The sequence below is a fragment of the Citrobacter sp. Igbk 17 genome (assembly GCF_028069775.1).
In the GTDB taxonomy this organism is placed as follows: Bacteria; Pseudomonadota; Gammaproteobacteria; order Enterobacterales; family Enterobacteriaceae; genus Citrobacter.
In genome coordinates, this window is sequence record NZ_JANEWI010000009.1 from 94,668 (window position 1) to 115,893 (window position 21,226).

Consider the following 21,226-nt stretch of genomic DNA (forward strand, 5'->3'; position numbering starts at 1 on the left):
ATGCTAATTATTCGTTTGAGGAAAGGTTATGGAACTCTATTTGGATACGTCTGATGTGGCCGCGGTAAAGGCCCTGGCGCGTATTTTTCCGCTGGCGGGGGTGACCACTAACCCGAGTATTGTGGCAACGGGTAAAGAGACGCTGGAAGTGTTGCTGCCGCAACTGCAGGAAGCGATGGGAGGACAAGGTCGGCTGTTTGCGCAGGTAATGGCGACGACAGCGGAAGGTATGGTCAGCGATGCGCGTAAACTGCGGGCAATCATCGCGGATATCGTGGTCAAAGTGCCGGTCACTGCAGAAGGTCTGGCGGCGATTAAGTTGCTGAAGGAAGAGGGTATCCCGACATTGGGGACGGCGGTATACGGTGCGGCACAGGGGTTGTTGGCCGCGCTGGCTGGTGCAGAGTATATTGCACCCTATGTTAATCGCGTGGATGCCCAGGGTGGAGATGGCATCCAGACGGTGAACGCCCTGCAGCGCTTACTGAAAATGCATGTGCCTCACGCCAAAGTGTTGGCCGCCAGTTTTAAAACCCCACGCCAGGCGCTGGACTGCCTGCTGGCGGGCTGCGAAGCCATTACGCTGCCGCTGGATGTTGCACAGCAGTTGATTAGCTCCCCGGCTGTTGATGCTGCCGTGGCGAAGTTTGAACACGACTGGCAGAGCGCGTTTGGGCGGACGTCTCTCTGATGCTGTTGCCGGGTGGCGCTAACGCTTACCCGGCCTGCGTTCGGGCCGTTGTAGGTCGGGTAAGGCGAAGCCGCCACCCGACTTTTTTACCGACTACAAACCTCACACCCTGGGTTACGCATCAGCTTCATTTCGCGAAACTGGCAGGTCATGGCGTCATACATCACGATTTTACCGGATGCCGGTTTACCGTAGTTTGCCAGCAGCTTAATGGCTTCCATCGCCTGAAGTGAACCTATCACACCGATGAGCGGAGCCATTACACCCGCTTCTACACAGGTCAGGGCATTTTCACCGAACAGGCGACTCAGGCAGCGATAGCAGGGCTCACCCTCCTGGTATGTGAAGACCGTAATTTGTCCTTCCATGCGGATTGCCGCGCCGGATACCAGTGGAATCTTTGCGGCGAAGCAGCCGGCATTGAGCTGATTGCGGATACTGACATTATCGGTGCAGTCCAGCACCAAATCATGTTCGGCGATCAGCGCATGAATCGCGGTATCGTCGAGAAGCGCATTCACAGGCGTAATGACGATATAGGGATTAATCCGCGCCAGTGCGTCGCGTGCCGACTCTACTTTGGGTTGGCCAATGGTTGCGTCACTATGCAGCGTCTGGCGTTGCAGGTTTGAAACGGACACGGTGTCAAAGTCGAGCAGGGTTAACTGCCCGACGCCAGCGCCCGCCAGATACTGGGTGGCAGCACAACCAAGCCCACCCAGACCCACGACCAGTACCCGCGCTTCCTTGAGCGCTTCCTGGCCTTCAAAATCGAAGCCGCGCAAAATGATTTGCCGGTTATAGCGCATCATCTCCTGGTCGCTGAGTTCCGCCATTACAGGCCTCCAAACAGGGCGTTAAACGGCTCGACTTCTACCCACTCGCCAGCTTCAACGTTACCGCGATCGCGCTCCAGCACGATAAAGCAGTTGCCCAGGCTAAAGGAGCTAAAAATATGCGATCCCTGATGTCCGGTGGTGGTGACTTCCAGTTCGCCTTCTGCGGTACGCTGTAATACACCGCGCTGAAAATCCAGACGGCCAGGCGTTTTCTTCAGGCGTGATGCGGTGCGCACACGCTGGCGTGGTGGCAGTCCGCAGGCGGTGTTACCGCTGAGTTTCGCCAGCAACGGTTGTACCAGTTGATAGAACGTGAGGGCCGCGGAGACCGGGTTTCCTGGCAGGCCGCAAAACCAGCTGTTGCTCAGTTTGCCGAAAGCGAACGGTTTACCCGGTTTGATGGCCAATTTCCAGAAGGCAATCTCTCCCAGCTCTTCCAGAATGGTTTTGGTGTAGTCTGCTTCACCCACCGACACGCCACCGGAGCTGATGACAACATCGGCCTGGCTGTCGGCTTCGATAAATGCGGCGCGTAGCGCGTTAGGATCGTCGCGGATAATCCCTAAGTTGATCACTTCACAGCCCAACTGTTGCAGCATCAGATGCACGGTCAGGCGATTGGTATCGTAAATCTGTCCGTCGCCCAGCGGTTGACCCGGCAGTTGCAGTTCATCACCGGTAGAGAACAACGCCACGCGAACTTTGCGAACGACCGGTACTTCGGCAATACCGAGCGAGGCCAGAACAGGAAGTTCTGCGGTTGTCAGACGTGTTCCCGCCGGAAATACCACCGCGCCGTTGGCGATATCTTCACCGCGCAGACGAATATTTTGTCCGCTGCGGACGTAGGCGGTAAAACGAATACCGTCGTCAGTTTGTTCTGTCTGCTCCTGCATGACGACGGCTTCACAACCGGCAGGTACCGGGGCGCCGGTCATAATTCTAATGCAGGTTCCCGCAGGCCATTCACCATGGAAAGGCTGACCGGCAAAGGCTTTACCTGCAACGGAGAGCGGCTGGCCGGATTGCAGGTCGGCCAAACGCACCGCATAACCATCCATTGCCGAGTTATCGAATCCAGGGACATCAATGGGAGAGACGATATCGGTCGCCAGAATACGGCCAAAGCATTGAACCAGTGGCAGCGTTTCGACGGCGGTGAGCGGGGTAATACGCGAAAGCATCTGAGAGAGAGCCGTTTCAAGCGGCATCAGTCCGGCGGTAAATTCCATGTGAAGACTCCTGCGGGGCAAAATCGAATCCGGTTATTATGTCAGAAAATGGACGCGGACAGTATGCCACCTCAGGCTTAGAATCCGATCTGCTGAAGGTTTTACACCCGAGAGTCACGCTGCAGGAAAAATGCGGTATAAACTCAATATTTCCGTTCTTTTTTGCCGTGGGGGCTAAATGACGAATACGATCCCGGACTCAATTCGACGACAGGTGAATGCCGCCAGAGTGCTGATTGCACGGATTATCGAGGGCAATCTGGTTGCTATTCATTTGTATGGATCTGCTGTTGAAGGGGGATTAAAACCCCAAAGCGACATCGATTTGCTGGTTACCATCAGGCAACCGCTGGATATGCAGCAAAGAAAAGAATTGATGCAGGGTTTTCTGGAAATATCAGCACCGCCGGGCAGTGCCGATAGCTATCGGGCACTGGAAGTGACTATCGTGGTCTATTCGCAACTGGTGCCGTGGCGATTTCCACCATCAAGAGAAATGCAATTTGGTGAATGGCTGCGTGATGATATCTGCGCTGGCGTGTATGAACCGGCGCAGGTGGATCCTGACCTTGCCATTCTGCTGACCCAGGCCCGGCGTGCCAGCGTACCGTTGTTCGGTAAACCCGCTGAGACATTATTCAACGTCATCCCTTTTAGCGATATCGTACAAACATTTCGACATATCCTGGATATGTGGCAGAAACCGGCCGATTTAGAAGGGGATGAGCGCAATATTATCCTGACGTTGGCGCGTATCTGGTATAGCGTCGTGACCGGTAATATTGTTGCTAAAGAGACGGCTGCATCCTGGTTGATACCGCAATTGCCCGCTGAACATGCCGCCATGCTGCAGGCTGCGCGTTCGGAGTATCTGGGGTTAACCACCGTGGATTGGACCGAATCGATGCCGTCGGTTGAACGTTTTGTCGGGTACGCAAAAACACATATTGCCGGGCTACTGAAATAGTTTATCTAACCGCATCGGGAATAAGCCTGGCGTATTCGTGAACAACTGCCGCTTATTTCACCGCTATCCGTAGGTTAATAGGATTGGCTCTGTAGAAGGGGCCTTTACCTTTACATGACGTCTGCATCTTTCTATATTCAAAAATCGAATCAATAACTCACAGAAATTCTGATATTTATAACCCCGTTACCTGCCACCTTAATGGATAAAAAAAATGGGCAAAGCAGTCATTGCAATTCACGGCGGCGCAGGGGCAATAACCCGCGCAGCGCTAAGCCAGGAGCAGGAGTTGCGTTATATACAGGCACTGTCAGATATCGTTGAAACCGGTCAACGTATGCTGGAAGCGGGCCGTAGCGCGCTGGATGTTGTCACTGAGGCTGTGCGCCTACTGGAAGAGTGCCCCTTGTTTAACGCCGGAATTGGTGCTGTGTATACCCGTGATGAAACCCATGAACTCGATGCCTGCGTCATGGATGGTAATACCCTGCAAGCGGGTGCTGTTGCCGGAGTCAGCCATCTACGTAACCCGATCCTCGCGGCGCGTCTGGTGATGGAACACAGTCCTCACGTCATGATGATTGGCGAAGGGGCGGAAAATTTTGCGATTTCACAGGGCATGGAACGCGTTTCTGCTGATGTTTTCTCTACCCCTGAACGCTATGCGCAACTGCTGGTGGCGCGTGCTGAGGATAAAACGGTACTTGATCATAGCGGCACACCGCTGGACGAAAACAACAAAATGGGCACCGTCGGCGCGGTGGCGCTGGATGTTTTCGGCAATCTGGCTGCGGCGACTTCGACTGGCGGAATGACCAACAAATTACCGGGGCGGGTGGGCGACAGTCCTTTGGTTGGCGCGGGTTGCTATGCCAACAATGCCAACGTTGCGGTTTCATGTACGGGAACCGGAGAAGTATTCATTCGCGCGCTGGCGGCCTATGACATTGCGGCGCTGATGGATTATGGTGGCCTGAGTCTGTCAGAGGCGTGCGAGCGTGTGGTGATGGAAAAGTTGCCGGCGCTGGGCGGCAGCGGTGGATTAATTGCTATCGATCATGAAGGGAATGTGGCTTTGCCGTTTAACAGCGAAGGTATGTACCGCGCATGGGGATACGCTGGCGATACGCCAACCACCGGTATTTATCGGGAAAAAGGAGATAGCGTTGCCACACAGTGATGAGCTTGATGTCAGTGACGTACTGGCCGTCAGCAACCTGAATATCGCCTTCGAACAAGAGCAGCAGCGTATCCGTGCCGTACGAAATCTGTCGTTTCGCCTGAAACGTGGTGAAACGCTGGCGATTGTTGGCGAATCCGGTTCCGGAAAATCGGTAACGGCCTTGTCGCTGATGCGTCTGATTGAACAGGCGGGCGGCGAGGTAAGCTGTGATGCGATGCTGCTACGGCGGCGCAATCGGCAGGTGATTGAACTCGGCGAGCAAAGCGCAGCCCAGATGCGCCATGTGCGCGGCGCTGACATCGCGATGATTTTTCAGGAGCCGATGACGTCGCTTAATCCGGTGTTTACCGTCGGCGAGCAGATCGCTGAGTCCATTCGTCTACACCAGGGGGCCAGTCGCGAAGAGGCAATGGTGGAAGCCAAGCGCATGCTTGACCAGGTTCGAATTCCCGAATCGAAGGCCATCTTATCGCGCTATCCACACCAGCTTTCCGGCGGAATGCGCCAGCGAGTGATGATCGCCATGGCGCTATCATGCCGACCGGCGGTGTTGATTGCTGATGAGCCGACAACGGCGCTGGACGTCACTATTCAGGCGCAGATCCTGCAACTGATAAAAGTGCTGCAGCAAGAGATGTCGATGGGGGTCATTTTTATCACCCACGATATGGGGGTGGTGGCAGATATCGCTGACCGTGTGCTGGTGATGTACCAGGGGGAAGCGGTCGAAACGGGCAGCGTTGAGCAAATTTTTCATGCTCCTCAGCATCCTTACACTCAAGCGCTGTTGGCGGCTGTGCCGCAACTTGGGGAGATGCGCGGGCACGACCTTCCGCGACGCTTCCCGCTTATTTCTCTGCAGAATCCTCATCATGTTGAACCTCAAACCGAGCAGGACACGGTGGTTGAGGGAGAGCCGATTCTGCGGGTTCGCAACCTGGTGACACGTTTTCCCCTGCGTAGCGGCATCCTAAATCGCGTGACCCGCGAGGTGCATGCGGTGGAGAACGTCAGTTTTGATCTCTGGCCCGGCGAAACGCTTTCACTGGTTGGCGAGTCGGGTTGCGGTAAATCAACGACCGGGCGGGCATTGTTGCGTCTGGTGGAGTCCCAGCGTGGGGAGATTTTCTTCAATGGACAACGCATTGATACCCTGGCCGCCAGCAAGTTGCAGCCGCTGCGTCGGGATATCCAGTTTATCTTCCAGGACCCTTATGCGTCGCTCGACCCGCGCCAGACCGTGGGATATTCCATCTTAGAGCCATTGCGGGTGCACGGTTTGTTACACGGCGATGCGGCGACAAAACGGGTCGCGTGGTTGCTGGAGCGTGTCGGGTTGCTACCTGAGCACGCCTGGCGCTATCCGCACGAATTTTCCGGCGGTCAGCGGCAACGTATCTGTATAGCCCGGGCGTTGGCGCTCAATCCAAAAGTGATCATTGCCGATGAGTCCGTCTCGGCACTGGATGTCTCTATTCGCGGGCAAATTATTAACCTGTTGCTCGACCTACAGCGGGAAATGGGTATTGCGTACCTGTTTATTTCTCACGATATGGCGGTGGTGGAGCGTATTAGTCACCGCGTGGCGGTGATGTACCTGGGGCAGATTGTTGAGATCGGTACCCGACGGGCGGTGTTTGAGAATCCACAGCATCCCTACACGCGAAAACTTATGGCGGCAGTCCCGGTTGCCGATCCATCGTATCAAAGGCCACAGCGCGTGCTGTTGTCGGATGATATCCCCAGTAATATCCGCAAACGCGGTGAAGAGATCCCCCCGGTTTCACTCCAGTTAGTGGGACCGGGGCATTATGTTGCGCGTGCGCCAGCGGAAAATGCGCTTTCGCGTTTATGACAGGCAGGCAGGGTTTAAGGAGAATAACATGGCAAAAATTGTTGCTCGTAAATGGCTGGTTGCTCTGGGGGTCGCCTCAGCGCTGGCTGCATCCCCGTCCTGGGCTGCCAAAGATGTGGTGGTTGCGGTAGGGTCTAATTTCACCACGCTCGACCCTTATGATGCCAACGACACGTTATCGCAGGCGGTAGCCAAGTCGTTTTACCAGGGACTGTTCGGCCTTGATAAAGAGATGAAGCTGAAAAACGTGTTGGCGGAAAGCTATACCGTTTCTGATGATGGCCTAACGTATACCGTTAAACTGCGACAGGGCGTGAAGTTTCAGGATGGGACTGACTTCAATGCGGCTGCGGTAAAAGCCAACCTTGATCGCGCCAGCAATCCGGAAAATCACCTTAAACGCTATAACCTGTATAAGAATATTGATAAAACCGAGGTGGTTGATCCCGCTACGGTGAAGATTACGCTGAAGCAGCCATTCTCTGCCTTTATCAATATTCTGGCGCATCCGGCTACGGCGATGATATCTCCGGCCGCGCTGGAGAAATACGGGAAAGAGATCGGTTTCCATCCGGTAGGGACGGGGCCGTACCAGCTTGAAACCTGGAATCAGACCGACTTTGTCAAAGTTAAGAAGTTCGCGGGCTACTGGCAGCAAGGGTTGCCAAAGCTTGATACGATTACCTGGCGTCCGGTAACGGACAACAATACGCGTGCGGCAATGCTGCAAACCGGGGAAGCGCAGTTTGCTTTCCCCATTCCGTACGAGCAGGCCGCGTTACTGGCGAAGAATAAAAACCTGGAACTGGTCGCCAGCCCGTCTATTATGCAGCGTTATATCAGCATGAACGTCACGCAAAAACCGTTCGATAATCCGAAGGTGCGCGAGGCGTTGAATTATGCCATCAACCGTCAGGCGTTGGTGAAAGTGGCGTTTGCGGGTTATGCCACGCCGGCAACTGGCGTTCTTCCGCCATCGATAGCCTATGCGCAAAGCTACACGCCGTGGCCTTACGATCCGGCAAAAGCACGCGAATTACTGAAAGAAGCGGGTTATCCCAACGGCTTTACCACCACGCTGTGGTCATCCCATAACCACAGTACCGCGCAGAAAGTGCTGCAATTTACCCAGCAACAGCTGGCGCAGGTGGGCGTGAAGGCTCAGGTCACGGCGATGGATGCCGGGCAGCGGGCCGCAGAAGTCGAGGGCAAGGCGCAGAAAGAAAGCGGGGTAAGGATGTTCTACACCGGCTGGTCGGCGTCTACGGGCGAAGCGGACTGGGCGCTGTCGCCGCTGTTTGCGTCACAGAACTGGCCACCAACCTTGTTTAATACCGCGTTCTACAGTAACAAGCAGGTGGACAATGATTTAACGGCGGCATTGCAGACCAACGATCCGGCGCAAAAAGCGCAGTTGTACAAAGACGCGCAGGATATTATCTGGAAAGAGTCGCCGTGGATCCCGCTGGTGGTGGAAAAACTGATCTCGGCGCACAGTACGAATTTGACCGGATTCTGGATCATGCCTGACACCGGGTTTAGTTTTGATGACGCGGATTTGAAATAAGCTATTCATTCGGCTCTGCATGGACGGGGCCGGCGAAGGGAGTCTGATGCTCAACTATGTTTTCAAGCGCCTGCTGGGGTTGATTCCGACGCTGTTAATTGTGGCGGTGCTGGTGTTTTTGTTTGTTCACTTGCTACCCGGCGATCCGGCGCGGCTTATTGCCGGGCCGGAGGCTGATGCAGAGGTGATTGAGTTGGTACGTCGGCAGTTGGGCCTGGATCAGCCGCTGCACGTTCAGTTCTGGCATTACATGACCAACGTATTACAAGGCGATTTCGGTACCTCGATGGTTTCTCGCCGTCCGGTTGCCGATGAGATTGCCAGCCGTTTTATGCCGTCGCTGTGGTTGACGATCGCCAGCATGGCGTGGGCGGTTTTGTTTGGTATGACGGCGGGGATCATTGCCGCCGTTTGGCGCAACCGCTGGCCTGACAGGTTGAGTATGACGTTGGCGGTCACTGGGATCTCTTTCCCGGCCTTTGCGCTTGGCATGCTGTTAATGCAGATCTTTTCCGTTGAGTTGGGTTGGCTACCGACCGTAGGCGCGGATACCTGGTTGCACTACATTCTCCCTTCAATCACGCTAGGGGCGGCGGTGGCGGCGGTACTCGCCCGTTTTACCCGCGCCTCGTTTGTCGATGTGCTTAGCGAGGACTATATGCGCACCGCGCGGGCGAAGGGAGTGAGTGAAACCTGGGTGGTGCTAAAACATGGTCTGCGTAACGCGATGATCCCGGTTGTCACGATGATGGGGCTGCAGTTTGGCTTTTTGCTGGGTGGCTCGATTGTGGTTGAGAAGGTATTCAACTGGCCTGGGCTTGGGCGATTGTTGGTCGACTCAGTTGAAATGCGTGACTATCCGGTGATCCAGGCCGAAGTGCTGTTGTTTTCCCTGGAATTTATTCTTATCAACTTAGTGGTGGATGTGCTCTATGCCGCCATTAATCCGGCTATCAGGTACAAGTAAGGATGCGATTTTTTAACTGGCGCCGCCAGGCGATTTTAAATGCGATGCCCCTCGTTAAGCCAGATCAAATACGTACGCCGTGGCATGAGTTCTGGCGTCGTTTTCGTCGTCAACATGTTGCGATGATCGCGGGGTTATTTGTGCTGGCCCTGATCCTGGTGGCCATCTTTGCCCGTTGGCTGACGCCATTTGATGCTGAAAACTACTTCGATTACGACCGGCTGAATGACGGACCGTCGATGCTGCACTGGTTTGGCGTGGATTCGTTAGGCAGGGATATTTTTAGCCGTGTACTGGTTGGCGCACAAATTTCGCTGGCGGCCGGGGTCTTTGCCGTCTTTATTGGCGCGGCGATTGGCACGGTGCTGGGGCTGCTGGCCGGGTATTACGAAGGCTGGTGGGACCGACTGATTATGCGTATCTGCGACGTGCTGTTCGCCTTTCCGGGGATATTGCTGGCAATAGCAGTGGTGGCGGTGTTGGGAAGCGGGATTGCGAATGTGATTATTGCGGTTGCGGTATTTTCCATTCCGGCTTTTGCGCGACTGGTTCGTGGCAATACGTTGGTTCTTAAGCAACAAACATTTATTGAGTCAGCACGCAGCATTGGTGCCAGCGACGCGACCATTATCTTTAACCATATTTTGCCGGGTACGGTCTCTTCAATCGTGGTTTTTTTCACCATGCGCATCGGGACGTCAATCATTTCTGCCGCAAGTCTGTCATTCCTGGGTTTAGGGGCACAGCCGCCGACGCCGGAATGGGGAGCCATGCTCAATGAAGCGCGGGCTGATATGGTGATCGCGCCCCACGTGGCGATTTTCCCGGCGGTGGCGATATTCCTGACGGTGCTGGCGTTTAACCTGCTGGGGGATGGGTTGCGTGACGCGCTGGATCCGAAAATTAAAGGGTGAACCGTAGGCCTGATAAGACGCTTTAGCGTCGCCATCAGGCGTTGCCGGATGCGGCATAAATGCCTTATCCGGCCTACGTTGGGTTACATTATTTAAACGCGCGTGCCCCACAGGTCGTATTCATCTGCGTTCTCGACTTTCACGCGGATGATATCGCCAGGCTTCACGTTGGTTTCGCCATTCAGATATACCGCACCGTCGATTTCAGGAGCATCAGCCATACTTCGACCAATCGCGCCTTCTTCGTCAACTTCATCAACGATGACCAGAATCTCGCGGCCTACTTTCTCCTGCAAACGTTCAGCAGAGATCTGCTGCTGCAGTTGCATAAAGCGGTTCCAGCGTTCTTCTTTTACCTCTTCCGGGATTTGATCTGGCAGATCGTTGGCTCCTGCACCTTCTACCGGGCTGTATTTAAAGCAGCCGACGCGGTCAAGGCGCGCTTCTTTCAGGAAGTCGAGCAGCATCTGGAAGTCTTCTTCGGTTTCGCCCGGGAAGCCAACAATAAACGTTGAACGCAGGGTCAGTTCAGGGCAGATCTCACGCCACTGTTTAATCCGTGCCAGCTGTCGGTCCACAGAACCAGGGCGTTTCATGAGTTTCAGAATACGCGGGCTGGCGTGCTGCAGTGGGATATCCAGATACGGCAGGATTTTCCCTTCCGCCATCAGCGGGATCACATCATCGACGTGCGGATACGGATAGACGTAGTGCAGACGGGTCCAGATGCCCAGTTTTGACAACTGTTCGCACAGGTCAACCATGCTGGTTTTAACCGGCTCGCCGTTATGGAAACCGGTACGATGCTTCACATCCACACCGTAAGCAGAAGTATCCTGGGAGATCACCAGAATTTCTTTCACGCCTGCATCGACCAGACGTTTAGCTTCGCTAAGAACGTCGCCAATCGGGCGGCTCACCAGATCACCACGCATGGATGGAATAATGCAGAATGTGCAGCGGTGATTACAGCCTTCAGAAATCTTCAAATAGGCATAATGGCGCGGGGTCAGTTTGACACCCTGCTCTGGAACCAGACTCTGGAACGGGTTGTGCTTCGGCTTCGGCACGTAGTGATGCACGTGCTCCAGAACCTGTTCGTAGCTGTGCGGTCCGGTAATTTCCAGCACCTTCGGGTGGACTTCACGGATCTGATCGACTTTGGCACCCAGACAGCCAGTGACGATCACTTTGCCGTTTTCGTTCAGCGCTTCGCCAATGGCTTCCAGTGACTCCTGAACGGCGCTGTCGATAAAGCCGCAGGTGTTAACGATGACCATATCCGCATCGTCGTAACTTGGCACAACATCATAGCCTTCGGTACGAAGTTCGGTCAGGATGCGCTCAGAATCGACGAGGTTTTTCGGACAACCTAGTGATATAAAACCAATTTTTGCCATTTTCTTATACTGTACATTGCTCGTAATCGGGGGATTATACAGATGCCTTCACACGACATCTATATCTGATCGGCATAATACACAGAGAATACCCATCACGTGTTTCTGTTAGTGAAAGGTGTTTAGCGAGTCTAATTCCGGCTTTAAGTGCCACTTCTTGGCTATAGAAACTTATTATCGTAAATTTTATCTCGTCGAGCGTTATTAATGAGGTTTATTTTGAAAGAGATTGTTTTGAAGTCGAAACTTGAAATGGCTAAAACACTGTATGCTAACGGAGTGAGTTTATATTATATCTCCCTGGCTACGGGGCTGAGTTGGCGGGTATTAATGTCGGAATTAAGTTTTCTCGCCAGTCATGAAGTCATTCGAAATAAAACTGACGTTCGCAAAGCAGATTTTAAATAATTCACCTGTCTGTTACGTATCCTACAATATTATGAAAGGTAATGCCCATATGTATATTTCACCGCTTCCGGTCGCCCCGGATTCTGATGTTGATAAGCTGAGAGATGATATCGCCAATAAGCTTTTATTTACTATCGGTAAAGATCCCGCCATTGCCACGAAACGGGAGTGGTTGAATGCGACGTTATATGCTGTACGCGATCGCATGGTTGAGCGGTGGCACCGCTCTAATCGGGCACAATTCTCTCAGGATGCCCGCCAGGTTTATTATCTGTCGATGGAGTTTCTCATCGGCCGTACGCTCTCCAATGCGCTACTTTCTTTGGGCTTATATGATGAAGTCCGGAGCGCGCTGGAGGCCATGGGGCTGGATCTGGAAGAGTTGATCGACGAGGAGAATGACCCTGGGCTCGGAAATGGCGGCCTGGGTCGTCTGGCGGCCTGTTTCCTTGATTCGCTGGCAACGCTGGGCTTACCTGGATGCGGTTACGGTATTCGCTACAACTACGGTATGTTTAAACAAAATATCATTGATGGTGTTCAAAAAGAGTCTCTGGACTACTGGCTGGAATACGGGAACCCATGGGAGTTCAAACGTCATAATACGCATTATAAAGTGCGTTTTGGCGGACGTGTGCAACTGGAGGGGAATAAAGCCCGCTGGATTGAAACCGAGGATATTCTGGCTGTCGCACATGACCAGATTATTCCCGGCTATGCGACCGACACGACAAATACGCTGCGGCTGTGGAATGTACAGGTGAATAGTGAGGTCAATGCCGGGAAATTAAATCCACATGATGACTTTGCAACCGAAGTAGAAAATAAATACCACTTTGATCGGATTTCACGGGTCCTGTATCCGGATGATTCCACCGATGCAGGGCGTGAACTGCGCTTGCGGCAGGCTTATTTTCTGGCCTCGGCAACGATTCAGGATATCCTGAGTCGCCATTACCAGTTACACCGGACTTACGATAATCTGGCGGATAAAATTGCGATTCACCTCAATGATACTCACCCGGTCCTGGCGATTCCGGAACTGATGCGTCTGCTAATTGATCATCACCAGTTCAGTTGGGATAACGCGTTTGATGTGACCTGTCAGATTTTTTCATACACCAATCACACGCTGATGAGTGAGGCGCTGGAGACATGGCCGGTCGAGATGCTGAGTCGACTTTTGCCGCGTCACTTGCAGATTATTTTCGACATTAACGATCGGTTTCTGAAGACGTTGCAGGAGCGATATCGTGATGACAGTGAGCTGTTGAAACGTGTATCGCTCATTGATGAATCCCATGGTCGCGTGGTGCGCATGGCCTGGCTGGCAGTCGTGGTTAGTCATAAGGTAAACGGCGTGTCGGCACTCCATTCCAAATTGATGACGGAATCGCTGTTTGCTGACTTTGCACGCATCTTTCCGCTGCGTTTCACCAATGTGACCAATGGTGTCACGGCTCGCCGCTGGCTGGCGCTGGCTAATCCTCCGCTTGCAAAAGTGCTGGATGAGAATATCGGTGATAGCTGGCGGACCCGGTTAATGCAGTTGGGCGAGCTGAAGCAGTATATTGATTATCCGTCGGTGAATGAGGCGGTATATCGAGCGAAACGAGTAAACAAGCAGCGACTGGCGCACCATATTGCAACACAGTATGGGGTGGTGGTGGATTCTGGTGCGTTGTTTGATGTGCAGGTGAAGCGTATTCATGAATATAAGCGGCAGTTACTGAATGTGCTCCATGTCATCACTCGCTATAACCGCATTAAAGCGGCACCGGATGCTACCTGGGTGCCGCGTGTGAATATCTTTGCGGGAAAAGCGGCGTCGTCCTATCACATGGCGAAACAGATCATTCGCCTAATTAATGATGTGGCGAGATTAGTGAATAACGATCCGCAAATTGGCGGCAAGCTGAAGGTGGTGTTTATCCCGGATTACAACGTCAGCCTGGCGCAAATGATCATTCCGGCAGCCGATCTTTCTGAACAAATATCCCTGGCCGGGACGGAAGCATCCGGTACCAGCAACATGAAGTTTGGGCTGAATGGGGCGCTAACGATCGGTACGCTGGATGGCGCGAATATAGAAATGCGTGAATACGTTGGGGAAGATAACATCTTTATCTTTGGTAATACGGCGAGTGAGGTTGATGCGCTACGTCGCGATGGCTATGACCCGCGCTGTATTTTTGAAAACGATGCGGAGTTACATCAGGTACTGACGCAAATTGGTACGGGTGTGTTCAGCCCGGAAGAGCCCGGACGCTACAGAGATGTGCTGGATTCGCTAATCAACTTTGGCGACTACTATCAGGTATTAGCGGATTACCGCAGCTATGTGGACTGCCAGGATTCGGTAGATGAGTTATATCGTTATCCCCGCGAGTGGACGACAAAGACGATGCATAATATTGCTAATATGGGGTATTTCTCGTCAGACAGAACGGTACAGGAATATGCTGACCATATCTGGCGTATCGCTAAAATCCGTGTGTAGTTATTAATGGCGACATCTGGCCTCCCGGAAATTTATCACCGGGAGGTCGTTTGTAAATCAGTCAGAATGGGTGACAGTATTTTATGGGCCGCACCATCTTTGCGTGAAGAAGAAAATACACTAAATTGCGGTAACGGAAATGGTGTGTTTATCTTTTTAAGACCATACAGATGCGCGTGTGTTTCGAATACCTTTTCCGGGATCACCCCTAAGCATTGGGTTGTGGACACAATAGTCAGTATTGCCGTGAAAGAAGAGGTCAGCAGACAACGCTCACCGGTTCTGAATTTTTTATCCACAATACTCCGGTGGTAAATTATTTTTTCATTCTTGGTATTGTAACCCACCAGATTGGCACTTCTGAACTGCTCCTCTGTAATTGCATTTCCGTATAACGTATTATTCTGCGAGACGATGAGAACCAGCCGCATATCAGATATTTTCTGGCAGGTGATATTTCCTGACTCAACGGAAAATGTTGAAAACACCATATCAGCCTGGCGCATGTTTAATAACTCAACAATGCTCTGCTCGTTTAAATCAGCGGTGAGGTGCAGGAGACTGATATCCGCATCGGTATTGATTATTCTGGCCGTGACATCGGGAATAACAATCGGGGAAATAAATGACTCGGTATACAGCGTTAGCCTTTTTTTCGCCGCCGGAGAGGAAAGCGGCATCAGCGTCGATAGTTTGTCGATAATTGGGATCGTATTGTCATAAAGTTCATCAGAGTAGACGGTCGGCAACAGCGCGTTTCCGCTACGGACAAAGAGATTATCTCCCATCATTTCTCGCAGTTTTCGTAGTGACTGGCTAACGGCAGAAGGTGAAATGTTCAGCATGTCAGCGACTCTGGAAATACTACCCACGCTATAGATCAAACAGAAAATTGTCAGCAAATTCAGATCGATTTTGGATAGTGTGCGTATTTTTTCTGCATCACTCGCTTTTGACATACATCCCTCATAATCAGCGCTATGGCAGTAATCACTTCAGGTATAGCAAAAAATGTTCGGTATGCCAGAAACGCGATGTTTTGCGTAAGTGCAACACCTGCATTAGGCCGAAAGTTGTAACATTGTAAATTATGTTAATCAATTAGGCTTTATTGATATAGAGCATCAATTTGTTCAAAAAACAACCATACTATTAAGTTGCACCATGGTTGGAAAGAGGAGGAACAAGGTATGGTTGTTGACAGACTGAGAACCGATCTTCTCAACAAATTGATAAACGCCCGTATCGATCTTGCCGCTTATCTGCTGTTGAGAAAAGCGAAAGGCTATATGTCAGTCAGCGAGAGCGATCGTCTGCGTGATAGCTTTTTTGAACTGAATCGCGAATTGCACGATCAATCACAGCTCCACGGTATGCATCTTGATCAGGAAGAGTGGAATGCCCTTCGTCGTGCTGAAGGGGCGTTAGCCGCCACCGCTGTTTGTCTGATGAGTGGACATCATGATTGTCCGAACTTTATTGCCGTTAACGCAGAGAAACTGGAAAACTGCCTGACAACGCTGACGCTGAGTATCCAGAGTTTGCAAGCTTATTCAACGCTGGAACACATCTGAACCAGGGGGAGAGCGCTCCCCCTTTTCGTTAAGATTATGTAAAGGTGGCGGGATAATTCCCCTTGCTGGCTACGCTTTAAGCAGAGCCATTAAGGAGGTGCTATGCGTCGACTCTTTCTCTGTGTTGCCTCATTGGCATTGCTTTCCCCCTATGCCGCTGCCGTCAAGGTGGAGGTCCTACAAACCAAACTCGACCACCCGTGGTCGCTGGCCTTTTTACCGGATAATCGCAGTATGCTGATTACGCTCAGAGGAGGGCAGCTTCGGCTCTGGCAACCCGATAAGGGGCTTTCCGATCCACTGACTGGCGTACCTAAGGTTTGGGCGAATGGCCAGGGCGGCTTGCTTGATGTGGTGTTAGCGCCGGATTTTGCCCAATCCCGGCGGGTGTGGCTTAGCTTTGCGGAAGCTGACAGTGAAGGGAAAGCCGGAACAGCAGTAGGCTACGGGCGGTTAAGTGACGATCGTAAACACCTGCAGGGCTTTCAGACGGTGTTCCGCCAAATGCCTAAGTTATCAACCGGGAACCATTTTGGCGGGCGTATGGTATTTGATGGCAAAGGTTATCTGTTTATAGGCCTTGGCGAGAATAACCAGCGCATAACCGCTCAGGAGCTGGATAAATTACAGGGCAAAGTGGTTCGACTAACAGACGAGGGCAAAATTCCACCGGATAACCCGTTTGTGAATCAGACTGGCGCGCGGGCTGAAATATGGTCGTATGGCATCCGTAATCCGCAGGGGATGGCGATGAATCCCTGGAGCGATGTGTTGTGGCTCAACGAGCATGGTCCGCGTGGTGGAGATGAGATCAATATCCCCGAGAAAGGTAAAAACTATGGATGGCCAATCGCGACATGGGGTGTTAACTACAGCGGTTTCAACATCCCCGAAGCAAAAGGCTCAATTGTGGCGGGCACTGAGCAGCCTATCTTTTACTGGGAAAAATCACCTGCAGTCAGTGGGATGGCCTTTTATAACCACGATACGTTCCCACAGTGGCGACACAAACTGTTTGTTGGAGCGCTGAAAGAACAGGGGGTGATTGTGTTAAGCGTGAAAGGCAATACGGTGACGGAAGACGGGCGAATTTTGCATGACAGAGGGCAGCGAATCCGCGATGTGCGCGTCGGACCAGACGGCTATTTGTATGTATTAACCGACGAGTCCGACGGGGAATTACTGAAAGTCAGTCCCTGACAGGATTAGCTGACCGGGATCATCACGACTTTCTGGAATGCCGGGCGCTCGGTGAGCTGTTGATACCAACGTTCCAGGTGAGGGCGCGGCGTCCAGCTTAAGCCGACATTAAACAGGTTATAGATGAACGGCGCGACGGCGATGTCCGCAGTGCCAAATTCAGCGCCAGAGAACCACACCCGGTCGGCCAGCGCGTTGTCGAGAATGGCAAACAGGTTATCGCAGACCTTCGCACCGGCCTCGATGGCTGTCTGGTCGCGTTGATCGGCAGGGGTTCTGACCAGACCAAATAAGATTACCCGATGTGCAGGGCTCAGCGTCTGGTTAGCCCAGTCCATCCATTTTTCGCCCTCGGCGCGTTTCGCCGGGGCGTCAACCCACAGTCGTTTTTGCCCGTACTGGGCCGCCAGGTAGCGGACAATGGTATTGGATTCCCACAGCAATACGTCTGTTTCGTCATCGCGTAGCAGTGGAACCAGCCCGTTAGGGTTCATCGCCAGATAATCTGCGTCATGATTTACGCCATGCTGTCCGCCAGCCAGAATTTGGCTGTACGGCAGTTCCAGTTCTTCGAGTGTCCACAATACTTTTTTTACGTTGGTCGAATTATTGCGACCCCACAGTGTAATCATAGTAACCCCGCAAATTAATTGAGCAGCGTTATGGCTGCATTCTCTATCTGACTCGCTCACATGGTGGGGTAAACCTAATATTTACGCAACAAGGCGCAAAAAAATCGTGATGAGAGCAGCGCAGCGCAGCGTTATTGCATAAACTTTAAAAACTTTACCAACTTACGGTTTCTTTAAGCTCGTTAGTGCGTTATTACTCACCGCACTTATTTTACACGTCATCCATCAGAACTTTTCTGTATGGTTGGCTGAGGCAACTTGGCCGGTTTTGTGTAAACACGGTGTGGTATGACGTGGTTTTTTGGAATGGATACTCGGGTGGCATTTATGACGCAATACTTCTCTTCCCTACGCAGCCTTGCTGCAGGTTCAGCACTGTTAATCCTTTTTGCGCCGACCGTACAGGCGGCGGAACAACCAACGGCCCCGCCGAGCGTTGACGCACGTGCGTGGATCTTAATGGATTACGCCAGCGGCAAAGTGCTGGCGGAAGGTAATGCCGATGAGAAACTGGACCCCGCCAGTCTGACCAAAATTATGACCAGCTATGTGGTCGGTCAGGCGCTAAAAGCCGGGAAAATTAATCTGAATGACATGGTTACCGTCGGGAAAGATGCCTGGGCTACCGGGAATCCGGCTCTGCGCGGCTCTTCTGTGATGTTCCTCAAGCCTGGCGATCAGGTTGCGGTGTCCGATCTGAACAAAGGCGTGATCATTCAGTCTGGTAATGATGCCTGTATTGCGCTCGCTGATTATGTTGCCGGAAGCCAGGAATCGTTTATTGGTTTGATGAACGGCTATGCGCAAAAACTGGGACTGACGAACACGACTTTCCAGACGGTACATGGCCTGGATGCCGCAGGGCAGTTCAGTACCGCGCGTGATATGGCATTGTTGGGTAAAGCGTTAATCCACGATGTGCCGGAAGAGTACGCCATCCATAAAGAGAAAGAGTTTACTTTTAATAAAATTCGCCAGCCAAACCGTAACCGCCTGCTGTGGAGTACCAACCTGAATGTGGATGGTATGAAAACGGGCACCACGGCGGGAGCAGGTTATAACCTGGTTGCATCCGCGACACAGGGCGATATGCGTTTGATCTCCGTGGTGCTGGGGGCAAAAACCGATCGCATTCGCTTTAATGAATCCGAAAAGCTGCTGACATGGGGTTTCCGCTTCTTTGAAACCGTTACGCCGATTAAACCGGATGCCACCTTTGTGACCCAACGTGTCTGGTTTGGTGATAAGAGTGAAGTCAATCTGGGCGCTGGGGAAGGTGGGTCTGTAACCATTCCGCGCGGCCAGCTGAAAAACCTGAAGGCGAGCTTTACCCTGACAGAGCCACAACTGACCGCGCCACTGAAGAAAGGCCAGGTTGTGGGGACAATCGACTTCCAGTTGAACGGAAAATCTATTGAACAGCGTCCGTTGATGGTGATGGAAGCGGTGGAAGAGGGGGGATTCTTTAGCCGGATGTGGGACTTCGTTATGATGAAATTCCACCAGTGGTTTGGTGGCTGGTTCTCTTAATTGCTGATGCCGGATGACGAGGTGATAGCACCGTCATCCGGCACAAATTCAGTACATCAATTTGATATGTTGCGCTTTGGCATACTCGACAAACGCATCATCCGGGCGGTTATCGCTAATGATGGTATCAAAGCGTTTTAATTCGCCCATCCTCGCGGGACGCACCTTCCCGAACTTGCTGTGATCAACCACCAGAACATGATACTGCGCCATCGACATCGCCCAGTGTTTAACCGGCAATTCCTCAAGGTTAAAACAGGTTGCGCCTTTATCGATATGCACGCCGGCTGCAGAATAAAAAGCGATATCCGGGCAGACGTTATTCAAGGTTTCCTGAAAATCGAGTGGCTTGAAAATAGCATTACTGGCGTGGAATTCGCCGCCACATAAAATGACGCGGCACTGTGGTTTCTCCTGCAACACCAGAAACGTATTCAGTGAATAGCATATTGCGGTGAACGGTAGTTCATTATCGATCGCTTCAATGATCCACGGCGTTGTTGTTCCGCAGTCGAAGAAAACGGTCTGATGCGCCTGGACAAGGCTGGCTGCCTGCTGCGCTGCCCGGCGTTTTTCATCAACCAGGCGGGATTTTTGATCGCTGATTAAATAGTGGCTGGCACTACGGGGTTCCAGAACAATATAGCCCCCAAGCAGTACGACCGGGGCGGTGTTATTATTCAGATCGCGACGAATGGTCATTTCTGATACACCCAGCAGTGTCGCGGCTTCTTTAAGGTGTAATTTATCGCTGCGTTTTAGCGCCTGCAGTAATTGACCAATACGCTCGTCGCGTCGAGTTTCCATAGATCCCCTGGAGAGTAGAATACGTGCTCAGTTTCGCGCTTAATACTACTCTCTTTACCGTGGGTTAGTCACGTACCCAGCCTTTACGAATAGGCAGGGCGAAGCAGGTGCGATAGCAGGTTTGCAAACCGTGGTACAGGGTTTTGCCGAATCGTTGCCAGATCATCTGGGCGCTCAGGCAACCGATCAGACCGGCCAGTAACCCCCCCAGCATATCCAGCGGCCAGTGTACGCCGAGGTAAACACGCGACCAGGCAATCGCCACGGCGACGACCATCAACAGTGATCCGGACCACAGGCGGTGCCAGAACAGGAAGGCCAACGCGAAGGTAAAGATAACCGTACCGTGGTCGCTCGGGAAAGAGTCATCTGCAGCATGGTGCAGGAAGTTGTAGCCGATATGATTGACGAATGGCCGGTCGTGAGGAAATAAATGCCCCATGAGCCATGAAATGGTCAAACTGACTGCCAGCGCAATCGCCATTTTTATGACCAACTGGCGCTGGATGGTCACGCGGTTTTGCGGTCCCCAAAGCCAGAGAATGATCGCCAGTAGCGGTACGATGCTAATCAGATCTTTGGCAATAAAAATGGCGAGCGAGATCGTCCATTGCGCAGAGTCCGGCGTGGCGTTGATCAGGTAAAAAAGCGAGTTGTTCAGATTTTCCAGCATAACATCCAGACTCAATGTAATCGTTAAAAAGGCCCCTATTGGGGGATCATAAAATTGCTTTCAGGCGATAAAAAGCGGTCTTGTCCTATTTGTCTGTTAAATGACTCTTTTTAAGACAATTAATGAGGCTTATTGAGCATGATAGCGGCCTCAACTTAAATTAACCTTAAAACAAAAAGCTATCGTGCAATTGAGTGTAAAAATGTGCGCATTTTGCTTTCAAATCACATAATTCACTATCACCAGTACGGCGCATTTATTACACTTTGCGCGTTTTTTCATTTGTT

The 21,226-nt window shown here is 52.1% G+C and carries 18 protein-coding genes; 11 read left to right on the top strand and 7 right to left on the bottom strand.

Annotated elements, in window-relative coordinates:
- Positions 1-28: 28 nt before the first annotated feature.
- On the top strand, positions 29-691 hold the full coding sequence (gene fsa / locus NNO08_RS07850) for a fructose-6-phosphate aldolase (RefSeq protein WP_271456489.1): 663 nt from the start codon (positions 29-31) through the stop codon (positions 689-691).
- Positions 692-777: 86 nt separating this feature from the next.
- Here fsa and moeB read toward each other — a convergent pair whose 3' ends face one another.
- Together moeB and moeA are read right to left on the bottom strand one after the other, a co-directional pair.
- A complete protein-coding gene (moeB, locus tag NNO08_RS07855) occupies positions 778-1,527 on the bottom strand; it encodes a molybdopterin-synthase adenylyltransferase MoeB (RefSeq protein ID WP_271449705.1) in 750 nt (249 codons plus the stop codon).
- Complete coding sequence (gene moeA, locus NNO08_RS07860) at positions 1,527-2,762, bottom strand: molybdopterin molybdotransferase MoeA (protein ID WP_271456490.1); 1,236 nt, start codon at positions 2,760-2,762, stop codon at positions 1,527-1,529. The genes moeB and moeA overlap by 1 nt, the downstream gene beginning before the upstream one ends.
- A gap of 178 nt (positions 2,763-2,940) precedes the next feature.
- On the opposite strand from moeA, the gene NNO08_RS07865 reads away from it, so the two are divergent.
- From NNO08_RS07865 to gsiD, 6 genes are all read left to right on the top strand, one after another.
- Positions 2,941-3,729 carry an aminoglycoside adenylyltransferase family protein gene (locus NNO08_RS07865; RefSeq protein ID WP_271456491.1) on the top strand — a complete coding sequence of 263 codons (789 nt, stop codon included), beginning with the start codon at positions 2,941-2,943 and terminating at the stop codon, positions 3,727-3,729.
- Between the two features lie 214 nt (positions 3,730-3,943).
- A complete protein-coding gene (gene iaaA / locus NNO08_RS07870) occupies positions 3,944-4,909 on the top strand; it encodes a beta-aspartyl-peptidase (protein ID WP_271454498.1) in 966 nt (321 codons plus the stop codon).
- On the top strand, positions 4,896-6,767 hold the full coding sequence (gene gsiA / locus NNO08_RS07875; protein WP_271456492.1) for a glutathione ABC transporter ATP-binding protein GsiA: 1,872 nt from the start codon (positions 4,896-4,898) through the stop codon (positions 6,765-6,767). The genes iaaA and gsiA overlap by 14 nt, the downstream gene beginning before the upstream one ends.
- Before the next feature lie 28 nt (positions 6,768-6,795).
- Complete coding sequence (gsiB, locus tag NNO08_RS07880) at positions 6,796-8,334, top strand: glutathione ABC transporter substrate-binding protein GsiB (protein WP_271456493.1); 1,539 nt, start codon at positions 6,796-6,798, stop codon at positions 8,332-8,334.
- Positions 8,335-8,380: 46 nt separating this feature from the next.
- Positions 8,381-9,301 (top strand): glutathione ABC transporter permease GsiC, encoded by a 921-nt coding sequence (gsiC, locus tag NNO08_RS07885; RefSeq protein WP_137384302.1) that lies wholly within the window; start codon positions 8,381-8,383, stop codon positions 9,299-9,301.
- 2 nt (positions 9,302-9,303) lie between these two features.
- The gene (gene gsiD, locus NNO08_RS07890; RefSeq protein WP_137384301.1) at positions 9,304-10,215 is read left to right on the top strand and encodes a glutathione ABC transporter permease GsiD; all 912 of its coding nucleotides are present in this window, start codon (positions 9,304-9,306) and stop codon (positions 10,213-10,215) included.
- Between the two features lie 92 nt (positions 10,216-10,307).
- On the opposite strand, the gene rimO is transcribed toward gsiD, so the two are convergent.
- A complete protein-coding gene (gene rimO, locus NNO08_RS07895; RefSeq protein WP_271449699.1) occupies positions 10,308-11,615 on the bottom strand; it encodes a 30S ribosomal protein S12 methylthiotransferase RimO in 1,308 nt (435 codons plus the stop codon).
- Positions 11,616-12,072: 457 nt separating this feature from the next.
- Between rimO and glgP the strand changes: the two genes are divergently transcribed.
- On the top strand, positions 12,073-14,523 hold the full coding sequence (gene glgP / locus NNO08_RS07900; RefSeq protein WP_271456494.1) for a glycogen phosphorylase: 2,451 nt from the start codon (positions 12,073-12,075) through the stop codon (positions 14,521-14,523).
- A 35-nt stretch (positions 14,524-14,558) separates the two neighbouring features.
- Here glgP and NNO08_RS07905 read toward each other — a convergent pair whose 3' ends face one another.
- Positions 14,559-15,482 carry a LysR family transcriptional regulator gene (locus tag NNO08_RS07905; RefSeq protein ID WP_271456495.1) on the bottom strand — a complete coding sequence of 308 codons (924 nt, stop codon included), beginning with the start codon at positions 15,480-15,482 and terminating at the stop codon, positions 14,559-14,561.
- 231 nt (positions 15,483-15,713) lie between these two features.
- Here NNO08_RS07905 and bssR point away from each other — a divergent pair, with 231 nt between their 5' ends.
- The gene (gene bssR, locus NNO08_RS07910) at positions 15,714-16,097 is read left to right on the top strand and encodes a biofilm formation regulator BssR (protein WP_202039054.1); all 384 of its coding nucleotides are present in this window, start codon (positions 15,714-15,716) and stop codon (positions 16,095-16,097) included.
- Between the two features lie 102 nt (positions 16,098-16,199).
- Positions 16,200-17,297 carry a PQQ-dependent sugar dehydrogenase gene (locus NNO08_RS07915; RefSeq protein ID WP_271456496.1) on the top strand — a complete coding sequence of 366 codons (1,098 nt, stop codon included), beginning with the start codon at positions 16,200-16,202 and terminating at the stop codon, positions 17,295-17,297.
- A gap of 5 nt (positions 17,298-17,302) precedes the next feature.
- Here the strand turns inward: NNO08_RS07915 and NNO08_RS07920 are convergent, their stop codons facing one another.
- The gene (locus NNO08_RS07920; protein WP_271456497.1) at positions 17,303-17,929 is read right to left on the bottom strand and encodes a glutathione S-transferase family protein; all 627 of its coding nucleotides are present in this window, start codon (positions 17,927-17,929) and stop codon (positions 17,303-17,305) included.
- A gap of 327 nt (positions 17,930-18,256) precedes the next feature.
- On the opposite strand from NNO08_RS07920, the gene dacC reads away from it, so the two are divergent.
- Entirely contained in the window at positions 18,257-19,459 is a 1,203-nt protein-coding gene (gene dacC / locus NNO08_RS07925) for a serine-type D-Ala-D-Ala carboxypeptidase (RefSeq protein WP_137384369.1), read from the top strand.
- A gap of 48 nt (positions 19,460-19,507) precedes the next feature.
- Here dacC and deoR read toward each other — a convergent pair whose 3' ends face one another.
- Positions 19,508-20,266 carry a DNA-binding transcriptional repressor DeoR gene (gene deoR / locus NNO08_RS07930; protein WP_048212169.1) on the bottom strand — a complete coding sequence of 253 codons (759 nt, stop codon included), beginning with the start codon at positions 20,264-20,266 and terminating at the stop codon, positions 19,508-19,510.
- Positions 20,267-20,330: 64 nt separating this feature from the next.
- Entirely contained in the window at positions 20,331-20,939 is a 609-nt protein-coding gene (ybjG, locus tag NNO08_RS07935; protein WP_271456498.1) for an undecaprenyl-diphosphate phosphatase, read from the bottom strand.
- Positions 20,940-21,226: the final 287 nt, after the last annotated feature.

Coding starts and splice junctions, on each gene's coding strand:
- ybjG (WP_271456498.1), bottom strand. CDS start 20,939: ATGCTGGAAAATCTGAACAACTCGCTTTTTTACCTGATCAACGCCACG.
- dacC (WP_137384369.1), top strand. CDS start 18,257: ATGACGCAATACTTCTCTTCCCTACGCAGCCTTGCTGCAGGTTCAGCA.
- bssR (WP_202039054.1), top strand. CDS start 15,714: ATGGTTGTTGACAGACTGAGAACCGATCTTCTCAACAAATTGATAAAC.
- gsiD (WP_137384301.1), top strand. CDS start 9,304: ATGCGATTTTTTAACTGGCGCCGCCAGGCGATTTTAAATGCGATGCCC.
- moeA (WP_271456490.1), bottom strand. CDS start 2,762: ATGGAATTTACCGCCGGACTGATGCCGCTTGAAACGGCTCTCTCTCAG.
- fsa (WP_271456489.1), top strand. CDS start 29: ATGGAACTCTATTTGGATACGTCTGATGTGGCCGCGGTAAAGGCCCTG.
- moeB (WP_271449705.1), bottom strand. CDS start 1,527: ATGGCGGAACTCAGCGACCAGGAGATGATGCGCTATAACCGGCAAATC.
- gsiC (WP_137384302.1), top strand. CDS start 8,381: ATGCTCAACTATGTTTTCAAGCGCCTGCTGGGGTTGATTCCGACGCTG.
- glgP (WP_271456494.1), top strand. CDS start 12,073: ATGTATATTTCACCGCTTCCGGTCGCCCCGGATTCTGATGTTGATAAG.
- NNO08_RS07920 (WP_271456497.1), bottom strand. CDS start 17,929: ATGATTACACTGTGGGGTCGCAATAATTCGACCAACGTAAAAAAAGTA.
- NNO08_RS07915 (WP_271456496.1), top strand. CDS start 16,200: ATGCGTCGACTCTTTCTCTGTGTTGCCTCATTGGCATTGCTTTCCCCC.
- gsiB (WP_271456493.1), top strand. CDS start 6,796: ATGGCAAAAATTGTTGCTCGTAAATGGCTGGTTGCTCTGGGGGTCGCC.
- NNO08_RS07905 (WP_271456495.1), bottom strand. CDS start 15,482: ATGTCAAAAGCGAGTGATGCAGAAAAAATACGCACACTATCCAAAATC.
- deoR (WP_048212169.1), bottom strand. CDS start 20,266: ATGGAAACTCGACGCGACGAGCGTATTGGTCAATTACTGCAGGCGCTA.
- iaaA (WP_271454498.1), top strand. CDS start 3,944: ATGGGCAAAGCAGTCATTGCAATTCACGGCGGCGCAGGGGCAATAACC.
- NNO08_RS07865 (WP_271456491.1), top strand. CDS start 2,941: ATGACGAATACGATCCCGGACTCAATTCGACGACAGGTGAATGCCGCC.
- rimO (WP_271449699.1), bottom strand. CDS start 11,615: ATGGCAAAAATTGGTTTTATATCACTAGGTTGTCCGAAAAACCTCGTC.